Genomic DNA, 22,315 nt, shown 5'->3' on the forward strand with positions numbered 1-22,315 from the left:
TGACCAATCTCATCCGATGTAGGCCTCGCCGTCGCCGAGCCGAGCGGCCGGATTCAGCAGCATCGCTGCCTCTTGCGGCTTCTCGGCCGTGTCGTGGTCGAAACGGCGGTCCGGAGGCCGCTGATACATCGGCTCTCCACCGGCCATGGACGACGCCAGCCGCCGCTGACCGGCCAGCAGCCGCGCATCGGCACGCCGCTGGTAGTCCGCGCGCTGCTCAGGAGCCAGCGAGGCGATGAACGCCTGTGGGTGCACCAACGCGACCAGACCGGACACGTGGCCGAACCCGAGGCTGGTCAGCATGCCGGCTTTGAGCGGGAACTTCCCGCCCAGCCGCAACGCGTCACGCACCCACACGAAGTGCGCTGCCCCGGCCAGTTCATCGTCCACGCAGTCCAGACTTCGGTTGGGCGGAATGACACCGTCACGCAGAATCTGGCACAACCCCATCATCTGGAAGACCGCCGCGCCACCCTTGGCGTGACCGGTCATGCTCTTTTGCGACACCACGAACAGTGGCGCACCCTCGGATCGGCCCAGTGAGTCGGCGAGCCGCTCGTGCAACTCCGTCTCGTTGGGATCGTTGGCCAGCGTCGACGTGTCGTGCTTGGAGATGATGGCGATGTCATCGGCACCCACGCCCAACTTGGCCAGCGCCCGCGCCAGCGCGGAGTCCCGGCCGCCGCGTCCGGCGCCCAATGCGCCCAGCCCCGGAGCCGGAATCGAGGTGTGCACACCGTCTCCGAAGGACTGCGCGAAGGCCACCACCGCGAGCACGGGCAGGCCCATCTTCAGAGCCAGGTCGCCACGGGCCAGCAGAATCGTGCCACCGCCCTGGGCCTCCACGAAGCCCAGCCGGCGCCGGTCATTGGGCCGGGAGAACTTCGAGTCGGCGATTCCGCGGCCGCGCATCATGGCGGTGTCGGCGGTGGCCGCCATGTCACCGAAGCCGATGATGCCTTCCAAGGTGAGGTCGTCGATACCGCCGGCCACCACCATCTCGGCCTTGCCCAAGCGGATCTTGTCGACGCCCTCCTCGACCGACACCGCGGCCGTCGCGCATGCGGCGACCGGGTGGATCATCGAGCCGTAGCTACCGATGTAGGACTGAACCACGTGCGCAGCGACGATATTCGGCAGAATTTCCTGGAATATGTCGTTCGGCTTGTTCCGGCCCAACAGGTTTCCGTGGTACATCTTCTGCATCGACGTGCCGCCACCCATACCGGTGCCCATGGTGTTTGCCACCAAACTCGGGTGCACATAACGCATTACCTCGGTCGGGCTGAACCCGGCGCTCAGGAACGCGTCGACGGTGGCCACGATGTTCCAAACCGCCACGCGGTCAATCGAGCTGGCCATGTCCTGACTGATGCCCCACACCGTCGGATCGAAGCCCGTCGGGAGCTGGGCGCCAACCACCCGCGACAGTGTCGTCTTACGCGGCACTCGAATCTCGGTGCCGGCCTTACGGATGACCTGCCAGTCACCCGAATCGGGCACCGGCCGGATGACGGTGTGCTCGGGATCGAAGTCTGCAAAGGCACGCGCGTCGGCCTCCGAGGACACCACGAAAGAGAAGTCCTTATCCAGGAACACCGACACCAGCAACGGCGACGAGTGGTCGGAGTCGATCGTGCCGTCGTCGACGAACTCGCGAATGCCGACGCGCTCCACCACCCCATCGTGATAACGCTCGACCAACTCGGCTTCGTCGACCAGCTCACCGGTTCCGGTGTCATACCAGCCCGGTTGCGGGTCGTCTTCCCACCGGACCAGCCCGGTGGTCCAGGCCAACTCCAGCACACCGGCGGCGGAGAGCTCGTTCTCGACCTCCATCTCGAAACGCGTCCGCGAGGAGCCGTACGGACCGAGCTCGGCACCGCCGACGATCACCACCAGGTCGGACGGGTCCACGTCGAGGTCGTCCCAGTGCGGTGGCGGCGCCGGCGTGTATCCACACGGCGGTGACGGCAGCGCGGGAATTGCCCCCTCAGTTGACTCTTCGTCATCTGCGGTCGCCTCGGTCGACATCTCCTCACGCGCCTTGGCGGCTAGTTCGGCCATGTCGAGGTTGGCCTCCGCCAGCCCACCCGTGAGGTCCGCTTTGATCGGGGTGCTGGCCGCAGCGACCTTGGACTCCACATCGCACAGGCCGAGCAGCATCGCCGCCATCTCGTCAGTGGAGTAGGTGGTGACGCCAGCCTCTTCGACAGCGCTGACGATGGCGTCGTTGTGACCCATCAGGCCGGTGCCGCGAGTCCATCCGATCAGCGCGTGCGCCAGGCTGACCCGGGCCGCCCACGAGGACTCGGCGTGCCAACGACTCACCACCGCGTCCAGCGCCGACTTGGCTTCGCCGTAGGCGCCGTCACCACCGAACATGCCGCGGTTGGGCGAGCCGGGCAACACCACGTGCAGTCGCGAGGCGATGTCGCGCTCGGCGCCGATCGTCGAGAGCCCGCCGATCAGCCGCTGCACTGCCCACAGCAGCACCTTCATCTCCATCTCGGAGTGCGAGCCGGCCTCCGACAGGTCGCCGACCACGCGCGGCGCCGCGAACGGGAACAGCAACGTCGGCGTCTGCGCGTCCTTGATGTGAATCGACTGCGGCCCAAGGCTTTCGGTTTGCTCGCTGCCGACCCATTCGACCAGGGCGTCGATGTCGGAGTAGGAGGCCATGTTGGCCGCCACCACCCACAGCGCCGCACCGTAGCGGGCATGGTCTCGGTACAGCGTGCGGTAGAACGCCAGCCGCTCGTCGTCGAGTTTGGACGTGGTGGCAATGACGGTGGCACCGCCATCGAGCAGTCGTGCCACCACCGATGCCGCGATCGAACCCTTCGAAGCGCCGGTCACCACCGCCACTTCGCTGCTGTCCGGACCCGGGTCCGGGTTCTCCGCACCGGCGGCGATCCCGCCGTACAGCGACGCGTGGATCTGCCGCCCCGCCGCCAGCGACTTGCCCTGCCACCAGGTGGCTTGGGTCGCGACGACGTGGCCGGCTCCCTCGAAGCGTTGCGATAGCCGCGCCCAGTCGGCGTCGATGTCACCTTCGTCGGTTAGCCACAGCTTGACCAGGTCTTCGCGGGCGCTGGCCCAGCGGTCGTCGAACACGACTGCTTTCTTCCCGTCGAACACCGGCGCCACCAAACGCGGCCAGTCCGAGCCCAATTCAGCGGTGACCAGTTCGATGAGGTCTGCGTCGGTCGCGGCCGGCAGCGCGGTGGCCGGGGCGTCGAGACCCAACTGGCCCAACACCAGACGAGCAGCCGAGGCGAGCACCCCGTCGCGACCGGTGATCTGATCGGTGAATTCGGCGAGCGCCGCCGCGTCGACGGTAGCGCCACCGCCACCGCCGGCCGACGGCAGCGCCACGGCGACACCACGGCGGGCGGCAACCGATGCAACCGCGGCGTCGACCACCTTGTCGACGGAAGCCGCATCGGCCAACGCGCCCTCGTGCAGGTTGCCCAGGGCGCCGCCGCGAACGCTGCTGCCCTCGCGGGTGCCTAGCGCCACCTCGACGGTGACGTGTTTTGCCCAGCCATCGCCAAGCTCCCAGGTCTTCTTGACCCGCTCCGCGATGGCACCCGGGCGCTTGCCCGAGGGTCCCAGCACCGTGCGAAGTTGATCGTTGATCGCATCCGAAAGCACTGGGCCGTAAGGCTTGTAGGTCCGTGCCAGCTTTGTGACCTGCGAGCGCAGCCCGGCCAGGTCGGCCTCGGCCGCGCCGTCGATGGCACCCAGATTCAATTCGGAGCCCAGATCCACCAGCAGCTGGTTACGCCGCGACGACGCGCCGTCGGTGATGAACTCGATGGAGTCCAGCTCCTCGATCTGGTCCAGGCGCATCTTGGCCGACAGCGCGATCAGCGCCAGAGTGGCATCGGCGGCGTCAAACCCGATGTCGTCGGGCCGCGGGCCACCCGAAGGTGCGGCCGGAGCGGCGGCCGGTGCCGGTGCCGCGGCACCGGCCGCGTCGCCCGCCTCCGCCGCGGGCTCCTCTGCCTCGGGCTCCGGCTCCGGTTCGGGGTCGGTGTCGGTGGCGAACAGCACCGCGGCATCGCGCTCGGCATTGAGCACTTCCACTGTGCTGTGGGCGTATTCGGGCAGCTTTAGCGTGTTGGTAGCCAGACCCGCCACGGTCGGCGAGGTCTTCACGCCGATCTCGACGAACCGCTCCACGCCGAGCCCGCCGGCGGCCTCCTCGATGAAGAGCAGATCCTGGGTCTCAATCCAGCGCACCGGACTGGCGAACTGCCATGCCAGCAGCTCGATGAAGACGGTGAGCGCCAGCTCTCGCGGGCGCTCCCGAATCCAGGTGTCGTAGTCGGCCAGGATCTCGTCGAGCGGCTCGGCCGGCACCAGATCCCGGATCTCCTGGATGAAGTCACGGTCCAGGTTGAACAGCCGCGGCACCAGGTTGGGGATGTAGCGCCCGATGATCAGGTCCGGATCGGCGTCGCGCGGCATCACGCGGTCCAGCGAACGGCGGAACTCCGCGACACCAACCCGCAGCACCCGCGAGTGGAACGGAACGTCGATGCCGGGCACCAGGATGAACGAGCGTCGTCCGCCGCTGAGTTCACGGCGCCGCTCCACTTCAGCCTCCAGCGCCTCCAGCCCGCGCACCGTGCCCGCGATCGCGTATTGCGACCCGCGCAGGTTGAAGTTCACGATCTCCAGGAACTCACCGGTGCTCTCGGCGATCTCGGCGACGAAGGCCGGAACGTCGTTGTCATCGAGGTCGATCTGCGACGGCCGGATGGCCGCCAGCCGGTAGTTGGACCGCCCCAGCTCGTCACGAGGCACGATGTCGTGCATCTTCGAGCCGCGGTGGAACACCATCTCCAACAGGGCTTCTAGTTCGTAGATACCCGTCACGCAGGCCAGTGCGGTGTACTCACCCACCGAGTGTCCACAGGCGATCGCGCCCTCAACAAAGGCACCCTGCTCACGCATTTCGGCCACCTGCGCGGCCGCCACGGTGGCCATCGCAACCTGGGTGAACTGCGTCAGGTACAACACCCCGTCGGGGTGATGGTAGTGCACACCGCTGGCGATGAGGCTGGTCGGATTGTCCCGAACCACGTGCAGCACCGAGAAACCCAGCGTGTCGCGGGTGAACCTGTCCGCGGTGTCCCACACCTTACGGGCCGCCTTGGAGCGTGCTCGGACCTCCATGCCCATGCCTTTGTGCTGAATACCCTGACCCGGGAATGCATAGACGGTCTTCGGCGCGGCCAGTCGTGCGGACGCCGACATCACCAGATCCGAACCGATGCGCGCTGACACTTCCAGAACCTCTGCGCCCTGGTCGATTCCAACGCGCTCGACACGGAAGTCCACATCGTCACCGGGGCGCACCATGCCCAGGAAACGCGCGGTCCACCCGACCAGGCGGGCCGGCGGGCGAGCTTTCCCGTCGGTGGCGGTCACGGTGTGCTGCGCTGCGGCCGACAACCACATGCCGTGCACGATGGGCGATTCCAAGCCCGCCAGCAACGCCGCGGAACGATCGGTGTGGATGGGATTGTGGTCGCCGGACACCACCGCAAACGGACGCATATCCACGGGCGCCGTGAGGGTGACGTCGCGGCGACGGCGCCGCGGGGTGTCGGTGGCGTTCTCCGATACCGTGCCACCGGCCCGAACCGGGTCGCTGAGTTCAGCGGTTCCGGTACGGCCCAGGATCGCGAACCGCTCTTCGAGAGTGGCGATCGTCGCACCGTCGGGCCCGGCAACTGTCACCGAGACCGGCACCACACGACCCATGTCGGTGTCGGTGGCATTGGAAGCCGTTGCCGTAACGGTCAATTGGGCAGGAATCTTGGGCAAATCGCCGACCACGCGAGCCGCATGGTCGAGGTGGACCAGGCTGAGCAGCCCCTCCACCACCGGCACACCGCTGTCGGTCACCGCGGAACCGATCGCTGCGAAAACCGCCGGCCAGCACTGCCCGACCAGTGCGTCCGGAACGGTTGTGAGGCTAGGTGCCAGCGGCTCACCGAAAGTGGCCGTGACCCCGGTGTGGTCGGCCACCTTCTCGGGGTCCCAGTCGACGGTCACCGTCGCCGTTCCATCGGTTACCGGGGGCAATGACTCCGGCCCGTCCACACCGGCCGCGATCGCCAGCACCGAGCGCATCGCGGTGGTGGCGTCGTCGGTGGAGACCACCGGGATGCCGCCGTCAACGGTGTTGGCGGGCAGGGTGAACCGGATGTCGATCCAGGTGGCCGAAACCGGCACACTCAATACCACGTCGCTGCCCTGGACTTGCAGCCGAGCGCCAGTGGACGTGTGCGTGGCGCGGGGACTTTCGGGTCCGTCGTGGACCTGCCACTCGCTCGGGTCGGCGATCCGGTGGACCGGATTCGTCGCGGTACGCCCGGCCCACAAAACGTCCGGGGCATCCAGCACAACGGCGAGCGGCCCGGTCACATCGGGACGGCCCAACCGGCGCGATGTGACCGCCTTCGCGTCACCGTCGCTACCGAGCACCTCATCGATGGCGGCCCGCTCGAAGCGGTCCAGCAGCTCACCGACCGGCTCGTCCATCCGGGTGATACCGGCGACCGCCGCGGGGCCGGGAATGATGCACACCTGGTCAGCGTCGTAGCGGGCGTCATGGGCCTGCCACAGCGAGTCACTGCGCCACCAGCGCCGAACGTCCTTGTCGATGACGGGCACAAAGTTGACCGGCTTGCCAAGGGTCTTGCACAGCGTCACAAAGAACGGCACGTCCGCCGGGTGCAGCTGGACGGTCTCGGCGTCCGGGTAACGGGCCAGCAGCGCGGCGATGGTCTGCGTCGGATTCTCCAGCAGCGCCGGATCGGCGAATGCGGTCTCGATGGGACCGAAATCCTGTGGGTGCAAACGCGCTTCGGCGCGCTGCAGCATCTGCTGGAACCGGTCTCGCCAGGTGTCGGCCAGCCACGGGCTGCCCGGCGCGGCGGTGTCGGCAGTCGAATTGCCTTCGCCGATAGCCAGTTCGACGTAGCGCTGCAGCCACTGCAGATATGTCATGTCGGCGATGTCGCCGAAGTAAGGCTTGGCGGTCTTGGCCATCGCGGCGATGATCTCGTCGCGACGCTCGGCGACCGCATCCGCGTCTCCGGCCACCTCGTCGAGCAGCTGCCCGCAACGCGACGCGCTGTTGTCGATCTCGTGGATGTCCGCACCGAGCTGGCTACGGCTGGAAGCCATGCCGCCCTGAGCTTTTCCGGCGCCGATCCACTCGCCGGTGCCCTGGGTTTCGACCAGCATCTTCTTGACCGACGGCGAGGTGGTGGCCTCCAGTGCGGCCATGGCGGCGGTGCCGACCAGGATCCCGTCGATCGGCATCAGCGGGAAGCCATAGGCCTGCGCCCAGCGCCCGGACAGGTACTCGGCCGCGCGCTCCGGGGTACCGATGCCACCGCCGACGCAGACGGTGATGTTGGCGCGCGACCGCAACTCCGAATAGGTCGCCAGCAACAGGTCGTCGAGGTCTTCCCAGGAATGGTGGCCACCGGCGCGCCCACCTTCGACGTGCATGATAACCGGCTTGGTGGGCACCTCGGTGGCAATGCGGATCACCGAGCGGATCTGCTCGATGGTGCCGGGCTTGAACACCACGTGGCTGATTCCGATGTCGTTGAGTTCGTCGATCAGCTCGACGGCTTCTTCGAGGTCCGGGATGCCCGCGCTGATCACCACACCATCGATTGCCGCGCCGGACTGGCGCGCCTTTTGCACCAGCCGCTTGCCACCGAGCTGGAGCTTCCACAGGTAGGGATCGAGGAACAATGCATTGAACTGATAGGTGCGCCCCGGCTCGAGCAGACCGGACATCTCGTTGATGCGGTCGGCGAAGATCTCCTCGGTGACCTGCCCGCCGCCGGCCAGCTCGGCCCAGTGCCCAGCGTTGGCCGCCGCGGCGACGATCTTGGCGTCCACGGTGGTGGGCGTCATGCCCGCGAGCAGGATCGGCGACCGACCGGTCAGCCGAGTGAACTTCGTCGAGAGCTTCACCCTGCCGTCGGGGAGACGAACAGCGGTCGGGGCATAACTCGACCAGGCCCTGGCAACCTCGGGCGTGGCTCCGACGGTGAAGAGGTTGCGCTGGCCGCCGCGCGTTGCCGCGGGCACGATGCCGATGCCCAAGCCCCGGATCACCGGCGCGGTCAGCCGGGTCAGGATATCACCGGGCCCTAGGTCCAGGATCCAGCGTGCGCCGGCCTCGTGGACCCGGTTGATGTCGCTGACCCAGTCCACCGTGTCAACCAGGATCGCCTCGGCCAGCTGGCGGGCCAGGGCGACGTCGAGGCCAACCTTTTCGGCCCAGCCGCCCACAATGTCAATTCCGTCCGCCAGCCGCGGAGTGTGGAAGCCCACCTCGACCTTTACCGGATCGAACACGGGCGCGAAGACATCGCCGCCGCGGATCTTGGTCTTGCGCTCGGCTTCTTCTTTCTCCGATATCTGGCGGCAATACAGCTCGAAGCGAGACAACTGCTCGGGGTGCCGGTGATGACGAGCGAACGCCGACCGTTGCGGATGGACAGCACGGGCGGAAGCACGGTGCGCACGTCCTGGGCGAAGTCCTCCAGCAGCTGCTGGATGCGCTCGGGGTCGGCGTTGGTGACCGCAACCATCGGCGGGCGATCACCGAGGACAGATATCCCACGTCGCCGGGCCACCAGCGTTCCCGCCGCACCGATCAGCTGAGCCAGGGCCAACAGCTCCACGTCGCGCACCCCACCGGCGTTGAGTGCCTCCACCGCCAGCACGCCCTGCGAGTGCCCCACCGACACCACCGGAGGGGTCGCAATCAGGTCCATACCCTGGCGCGCCAAGGCGCGGACGGCTGCGACCTGGGTGAGCAGCACGCCCGGCAACGACACCGCCGACGATGTCAGGTGCTTGTCGGACGGGACTGGATCCTCAGCAGCCAGCGCACGTACCCACTGCAGCGGCTCGAAACCGATCGGGCGGACCACAACCAGTTCCTTGGACACCGGCTCGAGCAGCAGCTCGACCTCGCCCACCAGGGCGGCCAGTTCTGATTCGATTCCGGCCGCCGAAACCAGTTCCTCGAGAGTCTCGAGCCAGGCGCTGCCCTGTCCCCCGAATGCCACCGCGAATGGCTCACCCGTGGTCAGACGATCGACCAGAGCATGGGTGCTGTGCGGGCCAGTCTCGTCGCGGTCAGCTGACACCCGGTCGTGCTCGTGGATCGTCACGTTCAACATCTCCTGTTTGTGCGTCTGTACATCTCAGCTCGTTCGGCCGCCCGGACTCCCTGCGGGGGTTGCTCGATTCCGCGTCGAATCGCAGCCGAAAAATCCTGTAACCGGTGTGTTGTCGGCGGGCCGGCCCATGGATCGGGCGGCGCGACGGACTGCATCGGCCATATAAGAGTGTCATAAGGATCCGTCCACTCTTTTGACGCCAATAAGTTACTGGCGAGTTCTACGCACGGGTAACCGTGTCATGGGTAACACCGCGTTTAACCGACGGCACAGGCATGCCGAACAAACGTCCTGCATGCAGGTGGTTACGCCTGAGTAGCTATAACTGCGCTGATCAAGGCAGTATTGTTACCAAATCGTTATGTTAAAAGTTAGCGCCAAGGCCACCGTGCGACATCGTCTCAGCCGTTTCAGCGCGCGGGCATCGGCGCGGACAGCGCTGCCCAGCGAGCGAACAAGTGTTTGCTGGAGTGATGGCCCCAAGGGGTGGCCAGGCCGAAGGTCAGGCCCACTGCCCAAACTGGGGCTTGAGGATCTCGTTGATGTCCACGCCGACTCCGCCAACTTTGCGCTTGTCGATCTCGACCTGGTGCAAATTGGCGGCCGGGTGCGTGTATCCCTTCGGCGAGCCCCAGTTGTGCTGCCAGAAGTAGGAGCCCAGGCCGTCGCGCACCGCCCAGTCGATCGTCTTCGAGTTGGCGTACACACCGGTGCGCTGATGGCCGATCACCGACTCCCAGGCCCGCAGATACGGAACTATCTGGTTCTTGTACTGCTCGTAAGACGGGTTGTCGTCGACTGAGGCATAGATGGGGGCACTTGGCGGGCCGCCGGCCGCCGTGTGCAGCTCCACGCCGCGCCTGGCGTGCTGTACGCCCGCGGCAGCACCACCCAGCCAGTCCGAGGTGCTCCCCTTCCCGTACTGATAACAGGAGACGACCTTGAGCCCATTACCGACCAGATCGCGCGCCTCACCGATTTGGATCGGCTTACCGAGCATCCAGGCTCCGCCGGGCCGACGGTCGGAGACATATCGGATCGACCCGACCGCGCCGGCGGCCCTGATCTGACTGGCCGGAATGACGCCCGCGGCATAGTCCAGCAGGGTGCCCAGCGACGCCGCCGACACCGGCGCAGCGCGCAACGACGCGGCAGCAGCCCCCAGGTCTACCAGCCCGGGCGTCGCCGCCGCGAATTTGAGCACCTGACGCCGCGAAACCGACACATGCCCCAGATTACTTCACAAGCAACACATGACACGTTGGCCACAACCATCACATCTGCATCACATCGCCGCATCCTCGCCATCGCGAGCCCGCGGGGCCGATTCACACCAGCGCGCCCGACCGCACCAGCACCGGCGCCGCCGGGCATCGCGTGATGCATCAAGTCAAGATGCCGGCAAGCATCACGAGAAATGCCCGTGAAGCGTCCTCGGTGGATCACGTAAAAATGCCCGCGAAACGGTCGATCCTCAGCAGGCATGGGAAGTGGGCTGTCGATGTCGTCTCGGGCCGAGATCACCGCGAAGTTCGCCAGGGCGTATGTGGGGGCGCCGAAGGCGGACAAGGGGCAGATTCTGGATCAGGTGGTGGCGGTCACCGGCTGGTCGCGTGACAACGCCCGGCGGCGGTTGAGGGCGGCGGCCGCGCCGCCGGGAGCGGGTCGGCAGGTCGCCAAACGGACTCGCCGGCAACGCAATCCGAAGTACTCTAGGATGCGCTCAAGGTGTTGCAGAAGGTGTGGGCGGCCTCAGGCGGGCAGTGCGGCCGGTACCTGGCCGCTTCCATGGCACTTCAGTTGGATGCTCTAGAACGCCACGGCGAACTGGTGGACGGCCGTGACCGTTACGGCCCGGCGGTGCGTGCCGAGCTGTTGGCGATGAGCAGCGCCACGATCGACCGCTACCTGCGCGGCGCCAAGGCCCGCGACCAGATCTCGGGTGTGTCGACGACGAAACCCTCCCGCTGCTGCGGTCCTCGATCACCATCTGCAAAGCAGGCGATGAGGCCGAAGAATCTCCGGGGTTCTTCGAAGGCGACACCGTGGCGCACTGCGGCCCGACACTGAAAGGTGAGTTCGCCCGCACGGTCAACCTCACCGACATGCACATCGGCTGGGTGTTCACCCGCACGGTGCGCAACAACGCCCACCCCACATCCTGGGCGCCCTCAAAACCGGAATTACTAAAATCCCTATAAGGTAACGGGTTTGGACTTCGACAACGGCACCGAATTCCTCAATAAGGCGGTCATCAAGTGGGCCGCGGACATGGAGATCTTCTTCACCCGCTCACGACCCTACAAGAAGAACGACCAGGCCACCATCGAGTCCAAAAACAACCACCTCGTGCGTCGCTACGGGTTCTACTACCGCTACGACACCGACGAAGAACGCGCCGTGCTCAACCGGCTGTGGCACCTGGTCAACGACCGGCTCAACTACCTGACCCCCACCATCAAACCCATCAGCTACGGCTGCAGCCGCGACGGTCACCGCCGCCGGCTCTACGACAAGCCCCAGACCCCCCTGGACCGGCTGCTGGCCGCCGGAGTCCTCTCAGCGGCCCAACAAACAGAGCTGCTCACCTACCGCAACAGCCTCAACCCCGCCGCGATCGCCCACCAGATCGCCGACCTGCAAGCCGCCCTGCTCAGACTCGCCAAAGACAAGACCGAACAGCTCTACCTCGCCGCCATACCCGCCGCTCTACCCGCCCTCAAAGCCGGCATCCGCATCAAAAGCAAGACCACCACCTGACCCCGATTTCGCGGGCATTCCTTACCTGATGCATGAACCAGGTTTCGCAGGCATCTTGACTCGATGCATCACGCAGATCGCACCAAACTGGGTGCGGATATTCGACCGGACCCAGCAAACACCACACCGGGGCAGCAACCGGCAGGCCTGGCGCGCGAAGGGTGACCCTCCCGTCCGGCCCACGGGGCCGAGCCAGCACCGCTAGCCCCCTCGGGCCCGCTCGGCCGCGGACCCGGAAGGCGCCGACTCCGCAACCACTCCCCGGGCGATGAGATGGTCGATCAACGGAACTGCGCTGGAGGCGAGGTGTTCTGACATCGCGGTTCGGGCAGCCTTGTCATCGTGTTTCTTCAGCGCCACCAACACCCTCCGATGGTCTTTGACCGCCCGGGCGGGCCAGTGCTCGATGCCGGGGAACACCGATTCGGGTTGGTAGCGGGTGATCTGTGACATCAGTTGGGAGAGCCGCGGAGAATCCGCAGCAAGATTGATGGCGCGGTGGAACTCGTGGTTCAACCGGACCGTCCGCTCGTCGTCGTCAGCGGCGTAGGCTTCCTCGAGCTGCGCTTGTATCTGCTGCAGTTCAGCTAGCTGCGCGGCGCCGATGTTGATCGCGGCCCGCGCCGCCAGCTCGCCGCCAACGTGAGCCTGCACATATGCGACATCGGCAAGGTCGCGCTTGGTCAGCGGCAACACCACGAAGCCGCGATGCGGCTGTTGGGCAACCAGGCCTTCGGCGCGAAGTGCGAACAGCGCCTCACGCACCGGTGTGACACTAATCCCCAACTCGGCCGCTAACTGGTCCAGCCGTATGTATTTGCCCGCGGCGTAGTTGCCTTCGTATATCCTCTTGCGGACGTATCGCGCAACGTCGTCGGGAAGTTGTGGCCGCGCCGCGAATTCCGGATCAGTCATCGCCCTACTAGCCCTACTCTCGGTACTCGTGCAGTAGCCGCTTGCTGATGATGGACTTCTGAATTTCGCTGGTGCGCTCGCCGATGAGCAGGAATGGTGCATCACGCATCAGCCGCTCGATCTCGTACTCCTTTGAGTATCCGTAGCCGCCGTGGATGCGGAAGCTCTGCTGGGTGACTTCCGAACAATATTCGCTGGCAAGATATTTAGCCATTCCAGCCGCGACGTCATTGCGCTCACCGGAGTCCTTCAGCCGTGCCGCGTGGACCATCATCAGGTGTGCCGCCTCGACCTTGGTCGCCATCTCGGCCAACTGGAATGAAATGGCCTGGTGCTCGGCGATCGGCTTGCCGAAGGTGTGGCGTTGCTGCGCGTAGCGAACCGCCAGCTCGAAGGCGCGCAGGCCAACCCCGCAGGCTCGCGCCGATACGTTCACCCGGCCGACCTCGATTCCGTCCATCATCTGAAAGAAACCCTGTCCCGGGGTGCCACCGAGGATGTCGTCAGCGGTTGCCCGATAGCCATCGAATATGAGTTCGGTGGTATCGATGCCTTTGTAGCCCAGCTTGTCGATTTTTCCCGGAATTGTCAGGCCCGGCAACACTTCCCCGAACCCGGTTGGCTTCTCGACCAGAAATGCGGTCAGGTTGCGGTGCGGCTGGGCAGCGCCTTCGTCGGTTCGCACCAGCACCGCTACCAATGTCGAACTGCCACCGTTGGTCAGCCACATCTTCTGCCCGTCAATGGTGTAGTTGCCGTCCGCGCCGCGCGTGGCCCGGGTGCGGATCGCGGCAACATCGGAGCCCAGTTCGGGCTCTGACATCGAGAACGCACCGCGGGACTCCCCGGTGGTCATCCGCGGCAGAAAGCGTTGCCGCTGCTCCTCGGTGCCATGCTGACGCAGCATGTAGGCCACGATGAAGTGGGTGTTGAGCACACCTGACACGCTCATCCAGCCACGGGCCAGCTCCTCCACGCACAACGCGTAGGTCAGCAGCGACTCGCCCAGCCCGCCGTACTGCTCCGGAATCATCAGGCCGAAAAGGCCGATGGAACGAATCTGCTCGACAATCTCGTGCGGATAGGCATCCTTGCGTTCCAGCTCGGACGCGTTGGGAATCACTTCCTTGTCGACGAATTGCCGTACCGTCGCGACAATCTCGGCCTGTAGTTCGGTTAGGCCCAGTGTCTGAGCGAGTTTGGTCACGCGTACTCCTTATCTTGCTGGCCGTCTGGACCGCCGATCGTCTTGGCGCTGGCCAAACGGGCGATATCTGCCGTCGTCAAACCCAGGTACTCGGTCAACACGTCGGCGGTGTGTTCTCCGAGCGCCGGGAGGGCGCACCTGCGGGTGACACCCGTCGAAAGCGGTCGGCAGGCCCGGAGCAAGGTAGTCCCCCACACCGGGCTGGCTCAGTTGAGAAAACAACGGGTTGGCAGTCACTTTCGGATCGGCTGCCACCTCCGCGAAAGTTCGGTACCGCTCGAAGAGCACAGTCGTGGCTGACAATGCCGCGCCGATCTGCTCGGCCGTGTGATCGGCGAACCAGGCGGCGAACAGACCGTTGAGCACGCTGCGGTATCGGTATCGATCGCCTTCGGCATCGAAGTCCACCCCCAGCGCCTCGGCCAGCGCCGTTACCGCCGGACCGGTGCCGGTCACGTCGACCAGATCGCGAAAGTGCCGACGGGTCAGCGTGATGACCATGAACGATGTCCCGTCGCGGCTGGCGAAGTCCTGGCCGTACTGGCCGTAGATGGAGTTACCCAGCCGCTCACGCTGGGTACCGTTGACCTGCGGCTCGGTCAGCAGGCCCAGGTTTCCCGCCGTGGCCAGCGCCACGTCCTCCAACGCCAAACTGATCTGAGCTCCCGCCCCGGTCTGGTCGCGGCGGCACAGCGCGGCAACCACGGCGAGCGCGGCGTAGAGCCCACAACTAACGTCCCACGCGGGCAGCACATGGTTGATCGGGCCGGCATGGTCGGCCGGACCGGTGACGAGCGGGAATCCGGTCGCCGCGTTGACGGTGTAGTCCACCCCGGTACCGCCGTCTCGCCGTCCCAGCAACTGCAGATGGATGACGTCAGAACGCGTGGCGGCCAATACTTCGTGGCTGAGCCAGTGCAGGCTGGCATTGGTCACCACGACTCCGTCGCCTTCCAGGACGAGGCGCTGGACCAGCCGCTGTCCTGCTGCCGAGCGCAGATCGATGGTGGCCGAACGCTTGCCCTTGTTCAGCCCGGTCCAGTAGATCGATGTGCCGCTGGCCGCCAGGGGCCAGCGGCGGATATCGGAGGCACCGCCGATCGGGTCGACGCGGATAACCTGCGCACCCAGCTGGCTCAGCGTCATGCCGCACAGCGGCGCCGCGACGAAGCTGAATACCTCTACAACGCTAATGCCGCTCAGCGGCAAGTCCGGCCCAGGCATGGCTACCCGACCCGCTCGAAGATCGCCGCCAGGCCCTGGCCGCCACCGATACACATCGTCTCCAGCCCGTAGCGCGCCTGACGGCGAGTGAGTTCACGAGCCAGGGTGGCCAGCATTCTGGCACCGGTCGCGCCCACCGGGTGGCCCAGCGAAATACCCGACCCGTGCACGTTGGTTCGGTCGCGGTCGGCGGCGCCGAAGTTCCATTCCCGCATCACCGCGAGCGCTTGGGCGGCAAACGCCTCGTTGAGTTCGATCAGATCGATGTCGGCCAAGCGCAGAGCCGCCTTGGCGAGCGCGGCCTCGGTGGCTGGTACCGGACCGATGCCCATGACGTCGGGCGCCACCCCGGCCAGGCCCCAGGACACCAAACGCACCAAAGGTCTCAGCCCGTACTCGTCGGCCTTCTCCGGTGTGGTCAACACGCACATCGATGCGGCGTCGTTTTGCCCGCTGGCATTGCCCGCCGTCACCTTCGCTTCGGGATCATCTTGGTGCAGAATGGGTTTGAGCCCGCTCAGGGCCTCCACCGAGGTGTCGGCGCGTGGATGTTCGTCGGTGTCGATCAATTCCTCGCCTTGGCGCGTTCGCACCGGAACGGCAATGGTCTCCTCGGCGAAAATTCCATCCTTCTGGGCTGCGACCGCACGCTGATGCGATGTCACCGCCAGCTCGTCTTGCTCCAAACGCGAAATACCGCACTGACGCCGTAGATTCTCGGCGTTCTCCAGCATCCCGCCCGGCACCGGGTAGTTTCTTCCCCCCGCGGTGACGCGGCCGCGAGCCAGTGCGTCGTGCACGCGTATTCCGCCGCGGGCACCGCCCCAGCGCATATCGGTGGAATAGAAAGTGACATTGCTCATGCTTTCGCAGCCTCCGGCAACGACGAGGTCGCTATCGCCGCTGCTGACTTGCTGGCAGGCCTGAATCACCGCTTGTAGCCCGGATCCGCAGCGCCGATCGACCTGCATACCGGGAACCGTCACCGGCAGGCCGGCATCCAGCGCCACCACCCGTCCGATGGCCGGGGCCTCGCTGCTGGGGTAGCAGTGCCCGAGGATCACATCCCCGACCGCAGCGGGCGCCAGGCCGGTGCGATCAAGCAGTCCGCGCAGCGCGACGACGCCCAGATCAACAGCGCTGTGTGACTTGAACATTCCGCCGTAGCGACCGATCGGTGTGCGGACGGGTTCGCAGATGACAGCCTGGCGCATAGCGGCACTCATATGAACCGTCCTCCCGTCACGTCCAGCACGGTGCCGGTCATATACGAGGACAGATCGCAGGCCAAAAACAAGGCAACACTAGCGACTTCGCTGGGTTCGCCGGCTCACCCCATCGGCACTTCAGCCAACTTCTAGTCCCAGATACGTTGCGGCATGGCTTCTGTCATCGCCGAGCGGATCAAGCCCGGAGCGATGGCATTGACCCGGACACCGACGTGGGCGAGTTCTTTGGCGGCCGCCTTGGTCATCCCGACGATCCCGGCTTTGGCGGCGGAGTAGTTGGTCTGGCCGACCATCCCCACCTTGCCCGACACCGACGACATATTGACGATTGCGCCGCGCTTGTTTTCACGCATGATGGCCGCGGCCAGCCGGATGCCGTTCCAGGTGCCCTTCAGGTGCACATCGATGACCTGATCGAACTGCTCCTCGGTCATTTTGCGCATCGTCGCGTCACGAGTGATGCCGGCGTTGTTGACCATGATGTCCAAGCCACCGAACCGTTCCAGCGCGGTCTGCAGCAGCGTCTCGACCTCGTCGGCCTTGGTCACGTCACACCGCACCGCCACCGCGACCTCCCCGCCGCCGAACTGCTTGGCCGCGGCCTCAGTCGCCTCGAGGTTCACATCACCAAGGACTACCCGAGCACCCTCGGAAACGAACCGCTCCGCGATCGCCAAGCCCAAGCCCTGGGCCCCACCGGTAACTACCGCGATCTGACCTTTCAGCAACGACACCGACATCACACTTCCCTACGTCTTCTGGCCCTCGGAGGGCTCGGTCAGTCAAACATATTTCATATATGATCTTGCCGTGACAGCGGTGCCCAGGCGCCCACCCCAGAAGGAGCATCCGCCCATGACCGCCCCCCAGGTATCCGACGAGGACTTTGCGCAGATCCTGGCCCAGACCCGCCACTTCGTTCGCTCGGTTGTGCTGCCGCGTGAGCAGCAGATCCTCGACGAGGACCGGGTTCCCGAAGACCTACGTGACCAGGCCAAACAGATGGGACTGTTCGGATACGCGATACCGCCGCAGTGGGGCGGTCTTGGGCTGAATCTGGTGCAGGACGTCGAGCTGGCCATGGAATTGGGCTACACCTCACTGGCAGTGCGGTCGATGTTCGGCACCAACAACGGCATCGCCGGGCAAGTGCTAGTCGGGTTCGGCACCGATGAGCAGAAGGCGCGCTGGTTGGAGCCCATCGCGTCCGGCGACGTCGTCGCCTCTTTTGCCCTGACCGAACCGGGAGCCGGATCCAGCCCCGCCGGCCTGCGCACCAAAGCCGTTCGCGACGGCGATGATTGGCTGATTACGGGGCAAAAGCGTTTCATCACCAATGCGCCCGTCGCCGACCTGTTCGTGGTGTTCGCGCGCACTCGGCCCGCCAGCGACAAGAGCCCGGGCATCGCCGTGTTCCTGGTGCCCGCGCAGAGCGCCGGTGTCGAGGTGGGCGCCAAGGACGCCAAGATGGGCCAGGAAGGCGCGTGGACCGCTGACGTCAGCTTCACCGACGTCCGGGTTGACGACGCCGCGCTGGTCGGCGGCAGCGAGGACATCGGCTATCGAGCCGCAATGACCTCGTTGGCCCGCGGCCGGGTACACATAGCCGCGATCGCGGTGGGCGCCGCACAACGTGCGCTCGACGAGTCCGTGGCGTACGCACCCACCGCAACCCAGGGCGGTGTGACGATCGGCAGCTTTCAACTGGTCCAGGCGATGCTCGCCGACCAGCAGACCGGCGTGCTGGCGGGCCGCGCATTGGTGCGCGACGCCGCACGGATGTGGGTCTCCGGAGCGGATCGGCGGATCGCGCCGTCGGCGGCGAAACTATTCTGCACCGAAATGGCCGGTAAGGTGGCCGATCTCGCGGTGCAGATTCACGGCGGCAGTGGATACATGCGCGGAGTTCCGGTCGAACGCATCTACCGCGATGTCCGTCTGCTGCGGCTGTATGAGGGCACCAGCGAGATTCAGCAACTGATCATCGGGTCCAACCTGATCAAGGCCGCGAATCGATGACCTCAGCCGATCAGCTCTAGCGTCTCTAGATCCCGGATGGCCTGACAACCTCGCCCCAGCATGGTCAACACCATCTCGTCGCCACGCTCGGTGGCGGTGGCGAAAGCAAATCCGAGGGCCGAGATGAGGACCGTGTGCGGCATGCCCAGTCGGTAGTCGCGCCAGCATGTTTCCCAGTCATATCCGGTGACGCCGTAGCTCAACAGGTTTCGGTGGTAGTCATCGACCAGGCTTTCCTCGATGTCCGAACGCACCTGGGAATTCAGGCTGGTTGCCGTGAAGTACCCAAGGTCTCGAGCCGGAAGGCCGATACCAAGGGTTTGCCAGTCGACCACGGCGACGCGGCGCAGGTCAGGGTCGAACAATAGATTGTCGAGCCGGTAGTCGCCGTGCAGCAGCGCAAACCGGTCCCGCTCGGCGAGCAACCACGGCGTCACCAGATTCATGGTCTCGGTCAAAGTTTCGCGGTCGGCGGCGCTGAGCCGATCACCGAGCTTGTCCAGGGTGATCTCCGCACTCATCCGCGCCACCTCACCAAGACCGTTGGCGAAAGGTTCATCCGGGAAAGGGAATGCGATCCCGGGCTGGTCCAGCCAAACCGGATCACACCAGCTCGGCCCGTGCAGCCCGGCCAGCGCAACGACGGCCAGCAGCGCCTCACGTTCGCCGCAGCCCGTGAGCTGGTCGCCCTGCACCGCGGGCGCCTGATCCTCCAGCAGCAGCGCGAAATCCATTGCATCTTCTGTGATCTCGCAGTAAAAGCAGCGGGGGGTCGGAACCCGGACCCGATCGGCAGCCGAAGAATAGAACGCACATTCGCTGCGATAACCGACGACGACTCGGTCCCGCACGGTGTCATCCTGAGCCGGCAATTTGATCACAAAGGTGTCCGGCAGACCCGCCGGATCCGGGTCATAGGTGACGGTCAGCCGATAGGTGGCTCCGGTCTGCCCGGTGCCGATCGGGACCACATCGACTCCCGATACCCCGACCGGTGTGCCGCGTTCGCCAAGGACCGCCGCCAGCCACTGCGGGGTTACGTCGGTGGGGTGGCGAGGGATGGAAACCAAGGCGGCCACCTAGCAACTGTAAGTCATACGGCATCAGTTTCGGCCGACCTGATCTAGCCGGTGCGGATCCGCCATTCGGCGGCATCGTGCTGCTGTCGCCAGAACTCATGGAAGCGCCCCTGGGCGGCGAGCAGCTCATCGATCGATCCGTCCTCGACCACTCGACCGTCCTCGACGAAGAGCACGCGGTCGGCATGACGGATGCTCGCCAGTCGGTGGGCGACGATCACCCGGGTGCGTGATTGCGGATCGGCCGTGAGTGCATCGACCACCGCGACCTCGTTCTCGGTGTCCAGCGCGCTGGTTGCTTCGTCGACCAGCAGCATCGGGGCGTCCTTGAGCAGGGCGCGCGCGATGCTGACCCGTTGGCGTTCACCGCCCGACAGCGCGGAACCGGCTTCGCCCACAACGGTGTCGGCGCCGTCGGGCAGCCTGTCGATCAGCTCGTCAACCCGCGCCAAGCGGATCGCCCGCCCCAATTGATCCTGGTCCGCACCCGGGTTTCCCGCCAGCACGTTCTCGCGGATCGAGCCATGAAACAGGTAGGGATGCTGGAACACCACGCTCGACAGCGTGCGACGGGTGTGCGCATCCAGCGTCGCGGCGTCGGCTCCGTCAATCAGGATGCGGCCTCCGGTCGGCTGGTGCAGACCCGCAATCAGCGCCAGGATCGTGCTCTTTCCCGATCCCGAGGGCCCACGATCGCAGTCGTGGTACCCGGCTGCAGGCAGAAACTGACCCGCCAAGCACCGGCTCGGTGGCGCCGTCGTAGCTGAATGCGACGTGGTCGAATTCGATCCGCGCCGCCGCAGGGCCGTCATGCAGCGTGGCGGTCCCGGCCGCCACGGCCGGTGCCGTCAACACCGACCGGATGCGATCGAGCATGGCGCGCACACTCTGCAGCGCGGGAGCGAGCTCGCTCACGGCGGTGAAGGGCTCCAGGTAACGGGCAATCACGACAATCAGGGCGATCGCGGGAACCGTCAGCGTGCCGCCCACGGTCAGCGCCGCGGTCGCTCCGGCCAGCACGATGAGCGCCAGCTGGCTGGCGATGCTGAACAGCAGCTGGCCGGGGACCTGCATGGCGAACAACCGCATCAACGAGCCGTGCTGGCGCGCAAGCGCGGATCCGACCAGGCTGCGGGCAGGCTCGACACGACGCGGCACGTAGCGCCTGTTGGGTTCGGGCGAACTCGATAATGCGCTCAGTGAGCGCAATATTGGCTTCGTCGGCGACCTTGTCGGCACGTCGAGCAAATCGCCCCGACGCCCACAGCGCACCCAGCAGCAGGGGCACACCGGCAAGCGCGGCCAATCCCAGCTGCCAGGAAATGGGAAGCAGCGCCAGCCCGATGGCCAGTGGCAGCAGGACCGCCGAGACCAGCGGCGTCAGCAGGTAGACCACCAGTCCCACCAGTTCGGGCCCGCTGGCGGCGATCGCTTGACGGGCGGTCGCCGTGTTGTCTGCGGTGAACCAGTCCAGTCGCACACCGGGCAGCCGGTCTGCTACACCGTGCTGGGAATGGTCGAGCACAGCGAAACCCAGCTCGAAACCGATGCGTGCGCCGATGGCATCGATCACCCACCCGGATACCGTCGCAGCGGTCAGCCAGCCCAGCCACACCAACGCCTGCTGTGGGGTGCTGCTGAACAGGGCACCAATGAGCGGAACCAGCAGCACCGTGCCGATCGCGCGGACCACAACCGAAAGCACCCCAACCGCGGCGCACAGGATCAACTTGCCGCGGCGGTCCGCCGGCACCAGCCCTATCCAGGTGCGGATCATCGTTCGCCCTCCTGGATCGCGGCCAGCTCCACCTGATTGCCACAACCGGTCTCCCACAACCGTCGGTAGCGCCCGTCGGCGGCGAGCAGTTCACCGTGGGTACCGCGCTCGGCGATCTGGCCACGATCGAGGACCACGATCTGGTCGGCTCCGGTGATGGTATGCAGTCGGTGCGCGATGACCAGCACGGTGCGATCCTTGGTCAGCCGATTAAGTGCTTGCTGCACCAGGTATTCCGATTCGGGATCCGCATACGCGGTGGCCTCGTCGAGGATGAGCACCGGTGTATCGGCCAGGATGGCGCGGGCGATGGTGAGACGCTGCCGTTCGCCGCCCGACAACGCGGCGCCGGCTCCCAGCACGGTGTCGTAGCCATCGCGCAACCGCAGCACGCGGTCATGGATCAGGGCTGGCCGGCCGCGGCCTGGATCTGCGGCCGGTGCATCGGGAACGGCTAGCGCGATGTTCTCGGCAACAGTCCCGTGCACCAGCTGAGTCTCCTGCAGCACCAGCCCGACCCACTCGTAGAGCTCATCGGCGGTGAGCGACCGAATATCTTGTCCCCCAACTCGTATCGAACCTTGCTCGACATCATGGAACCGAGCCAGCAGGGCGGCGAGGGTGGACTGCCTGAGCCCGAAGGCCCGACGAGCGCGGTGACGGTGCCCGGACGCAGCTGCAGCGACACGTCCCGGATCACCGGCACTCCCGGCCGGTACCCGAAGCTGACCTTGTCGAACACCACCATCGCCGCCGAGTCGGCCTCGGCCAGCCCAGTATGCTGTTCCAGTACCGGTTCATCGAGGGTGATTTGCAGCCGGCGAGCGGCCAGCACACCGGCGCTGATGCCGCCGATTCCGTAGGCGATG

10 protein-coding genes and 5 pseudogenes are annotated in these 22,315 nt (G+C 65.9%); 5 read left to right on the plus strand and 10 right to left on the minus strand.

Annotated elements, in window-relative coordinates:
• Positions 1-9 precede the first annotated feature (9 nt).
• A pseudogene (locus G6N41_RS27530) lies at positions 10-9,227 on the minus strand (fatty acid synthase subunit beta domain-containing protein).
• Positions 9,228-9,738: 511 nt separating this feature from the next.
• On the minus strand, positions 9,739-10,461 hold the full coding sequence (locus G6N41_RS27535) for a DUF1906 domain-containing protein (RefSeq protein ID WP_198966233.1): 723 nt from the start codon (positions 10,459-10,461) through the stop codon (positions 9,739-9,741).
• A gap of 276 nt (positions 10,462-10,737) precedes the next feature.
• On the opposite strand from G6N41_RS27535, the gene G6N41_RS27540 reads away from it, so the two are divergent.
• From G6N41_RS27540 to G6N41_RS27555, 4 genes are read left to right on the plus strand one after another with little or no spacing between them, the layout of a single operon-like run.
• Complete coding sequence (locus G6N41_RS27540) at positions 10,738-11,049, plus strand: hypothetical protein (protein ID WP_198968063.1); 312 nt, start codon at positions 10,738-10,740, stop codon at positions 11,047-11,049.
• Positions 11,025-11,306: a hypothetical protein gene (locus G6N41_RS27545; RefSeq protein WP_198965176.1), complete on the plus strand. Its 282-nt coding sequence runs from the start codon at positions 11,025-11,027 to the stop codon at positions 11,304-11,306. The genes G6N41_RS27540 and G6N41_RS27545 overlap by 25 nt, the downstream gene beginning before the upstream one ends.
• Entirely contained in the window at positions 11,282-11,437 is a 156-nt protein-coding gene (locus G6N41_RS27550) for a hypothetical protein (protein WP_198965232.1), read from the plus strand. The genes G6N41_RS27545 and G6N41_RS27550 overlap by 25 nt, the downstream gene beginning before the upstream one ends.
• A gap of 10 nt (positions 11,438-11,447) precedes the next feature.
• The gene (locus G6N41_RS27555) at positions 11,448-11,996 is read left to right on the plus strand and encodes a hypothetical protein (RefSeq protein ID WP_231608476.1); all 549 of its coding nucleotides are present in this window, start codon (positions 11,448-11,450) and stop codon (positions 11,994-11,996) included.
• 201 nt (positions 11,997-12,197) lie between these two features.
• Here G6N41_RS27555 and G6N41_RS27560 read toward each other — a convergent pair whose 3' ends face one another.
• The 5 genes and pseudogenes from G6N41_RS27560 to fabG form a co-directional block, all read right to left on the minus strand.
• Positions 12,198-12,911: a GntR family transcriptional regulator gene (locus G6N41_RS27560; RefSeq protein WP_198966234.1), complete on the minus strand. Its 714-nt coding sequence runs from the start codon at positions 12,909-12,911 to the stop codon at positions 12,198-12,200.
• A 13-nt stretch (positions 12,912-12,924) separates the two neighbouring features.
• Positions 12,925-14,118 carry an acyl-CoA dehydrogenase family protein gene (locus tag G6N41_RS27565; RefSeq protein WP_198966235.1) on the minus strand — a complete coding sequence of 398 codons (1,194 nt, stop codon included), beginning with the start codon at positions 14,116-14,118 and terminating at the stop codon, positions 12,925-12,927.
• Positions 14,115-15,342: pseudogene (locus G6N41_RS27570) on the minus strand (CoA transferase). Before G6N41_RS27570 ends, G6N41_RS27565 begins: the two are co-directional and overlap by 4 nt.
• Positions 15,343-15,344: 2 nt before the next feature.
• Positions 15,345-16,568 carry an acetyl-CoA C-acetyltransferase gene (locus G6N41_RS27575; RefSeq protein ID WP_198966236.1) on the minus strand — a complete coding sequence of 408 codons (1,224 nt, stop codon included), beginning with the start codon at positions 16,566-16,568 and terminating at the stop codon, positions 15,345-15,347.
• A pseudogene (gene fabG, locus G6N41_RS27580) lies at positions 16,565-17,311 on the minus strand (3-oxoacyl-ACP reductase FabG). The gene G6N41_RS27575 and the pseudogene fabG overlap by 4 nt, the downstream one beginning before the upstream one ends.
• A 115-nt stretch (positions 17,312-17,426) precedes the next feature.
• Here fabG and G6N41_RS27585 point away from each other — a divergent pair.
• Positions 17,427-18,590, plus strand: coding sequence for an acyl-CoA dehydrogenase family protein (locus tag G6N41_RS27585; protein WP_198966237.1), 1,164 nt, complete (start codon positions 17,427-17,429; stop codon positions 18,588-18,590).
• A gap of 2 nt (positions 18,591-18,592) precedes the next feature.
• On the opposite strand, the gene G6N41_RS27590 is transcribed toward G6N41_RS27585, so the two are convergent.
• From G6N41_RS27590 to G6N41_RS27600, 3 genes and pseudogenes are all read right to left on the minus strand, one after another.
• Complete coding sequence (locus tag G6N41_RS27590; RefSeq protein WP_198968055.1) at positions 18,593-19,660, minus strand: phosphotransferase family protein; 1,068 nt, start codon at positions 19,658-19,660, stop codon at positions 18,593-18,595.
• A gap of 53 nt (positions 19,661-19,713) precedes the next feature.
• A pseudogene (locus tag G6N41_RS27595) lies at positions 19,714-21,446 on the minus strand (ABC transporter ATP-binding protein).
• Positions 21,443-22,314 (minus strand): annotated as a pseudogene (locus tag G6N41_RS27600) (ABC transporter ATP-binding protein); the annotation flags it as partial. The pseudogenes G6N41_RS27595 and G6N41_RS27600, both read right to left, overlap by 4 nt.
• Position 22,315 lies beyond the last annotated feature (1 nt).

This window comes from Mycobacterium shottsii (assembly GCF_010728525.1).
In the GTDB taxonomy this organism is placed as follows: Bacteria; Actinomycetota; Actinomycetes; order Mycobacteriales; family Mycobacteriaceae; genus Mycobacterium; species Mycobacterium marinum.

Bases quoted from the DNA above. Each gene is read 5' to 3' on its own strand.
- G6N41_RS27585 (WP_198966237.1), top strand. From the start codon at position 17,427: ATGACCGCCCCCCAGGTATCCGACGAGGACTTTGCGCAGATCCTGGCC.
- G6N41_RS27575 (WP_198966236.1), bottom strand. From the start codon at position 16,568: ATGAGTGCCGCTATGCGCCAGGCTGTCATCTGCGAACCCGTCCGCACA.
- G6N41_RS27540 (WP_198968063.1), top strand. From the start codon at position 10,738: ATGTCGTCTCGGGCCGAGATCACCGCGAAGTTCGCCAGGGCGTATGTG.
- G6N41_RS27545 (WP_198965176.1), top strand. From the start codon at position 11,025: ATGGCACTTCAGTTGGATGCTCTAGAACGCCACGGCGAACTGGTGGAC.
- G6N41_RS27560 (WP_198966234.1), bottom strand. From the start codon at position 12,911: ATGACTGATCCGGAATTCGCGGCGCGGCCACAACTTCCCGACGACGTT.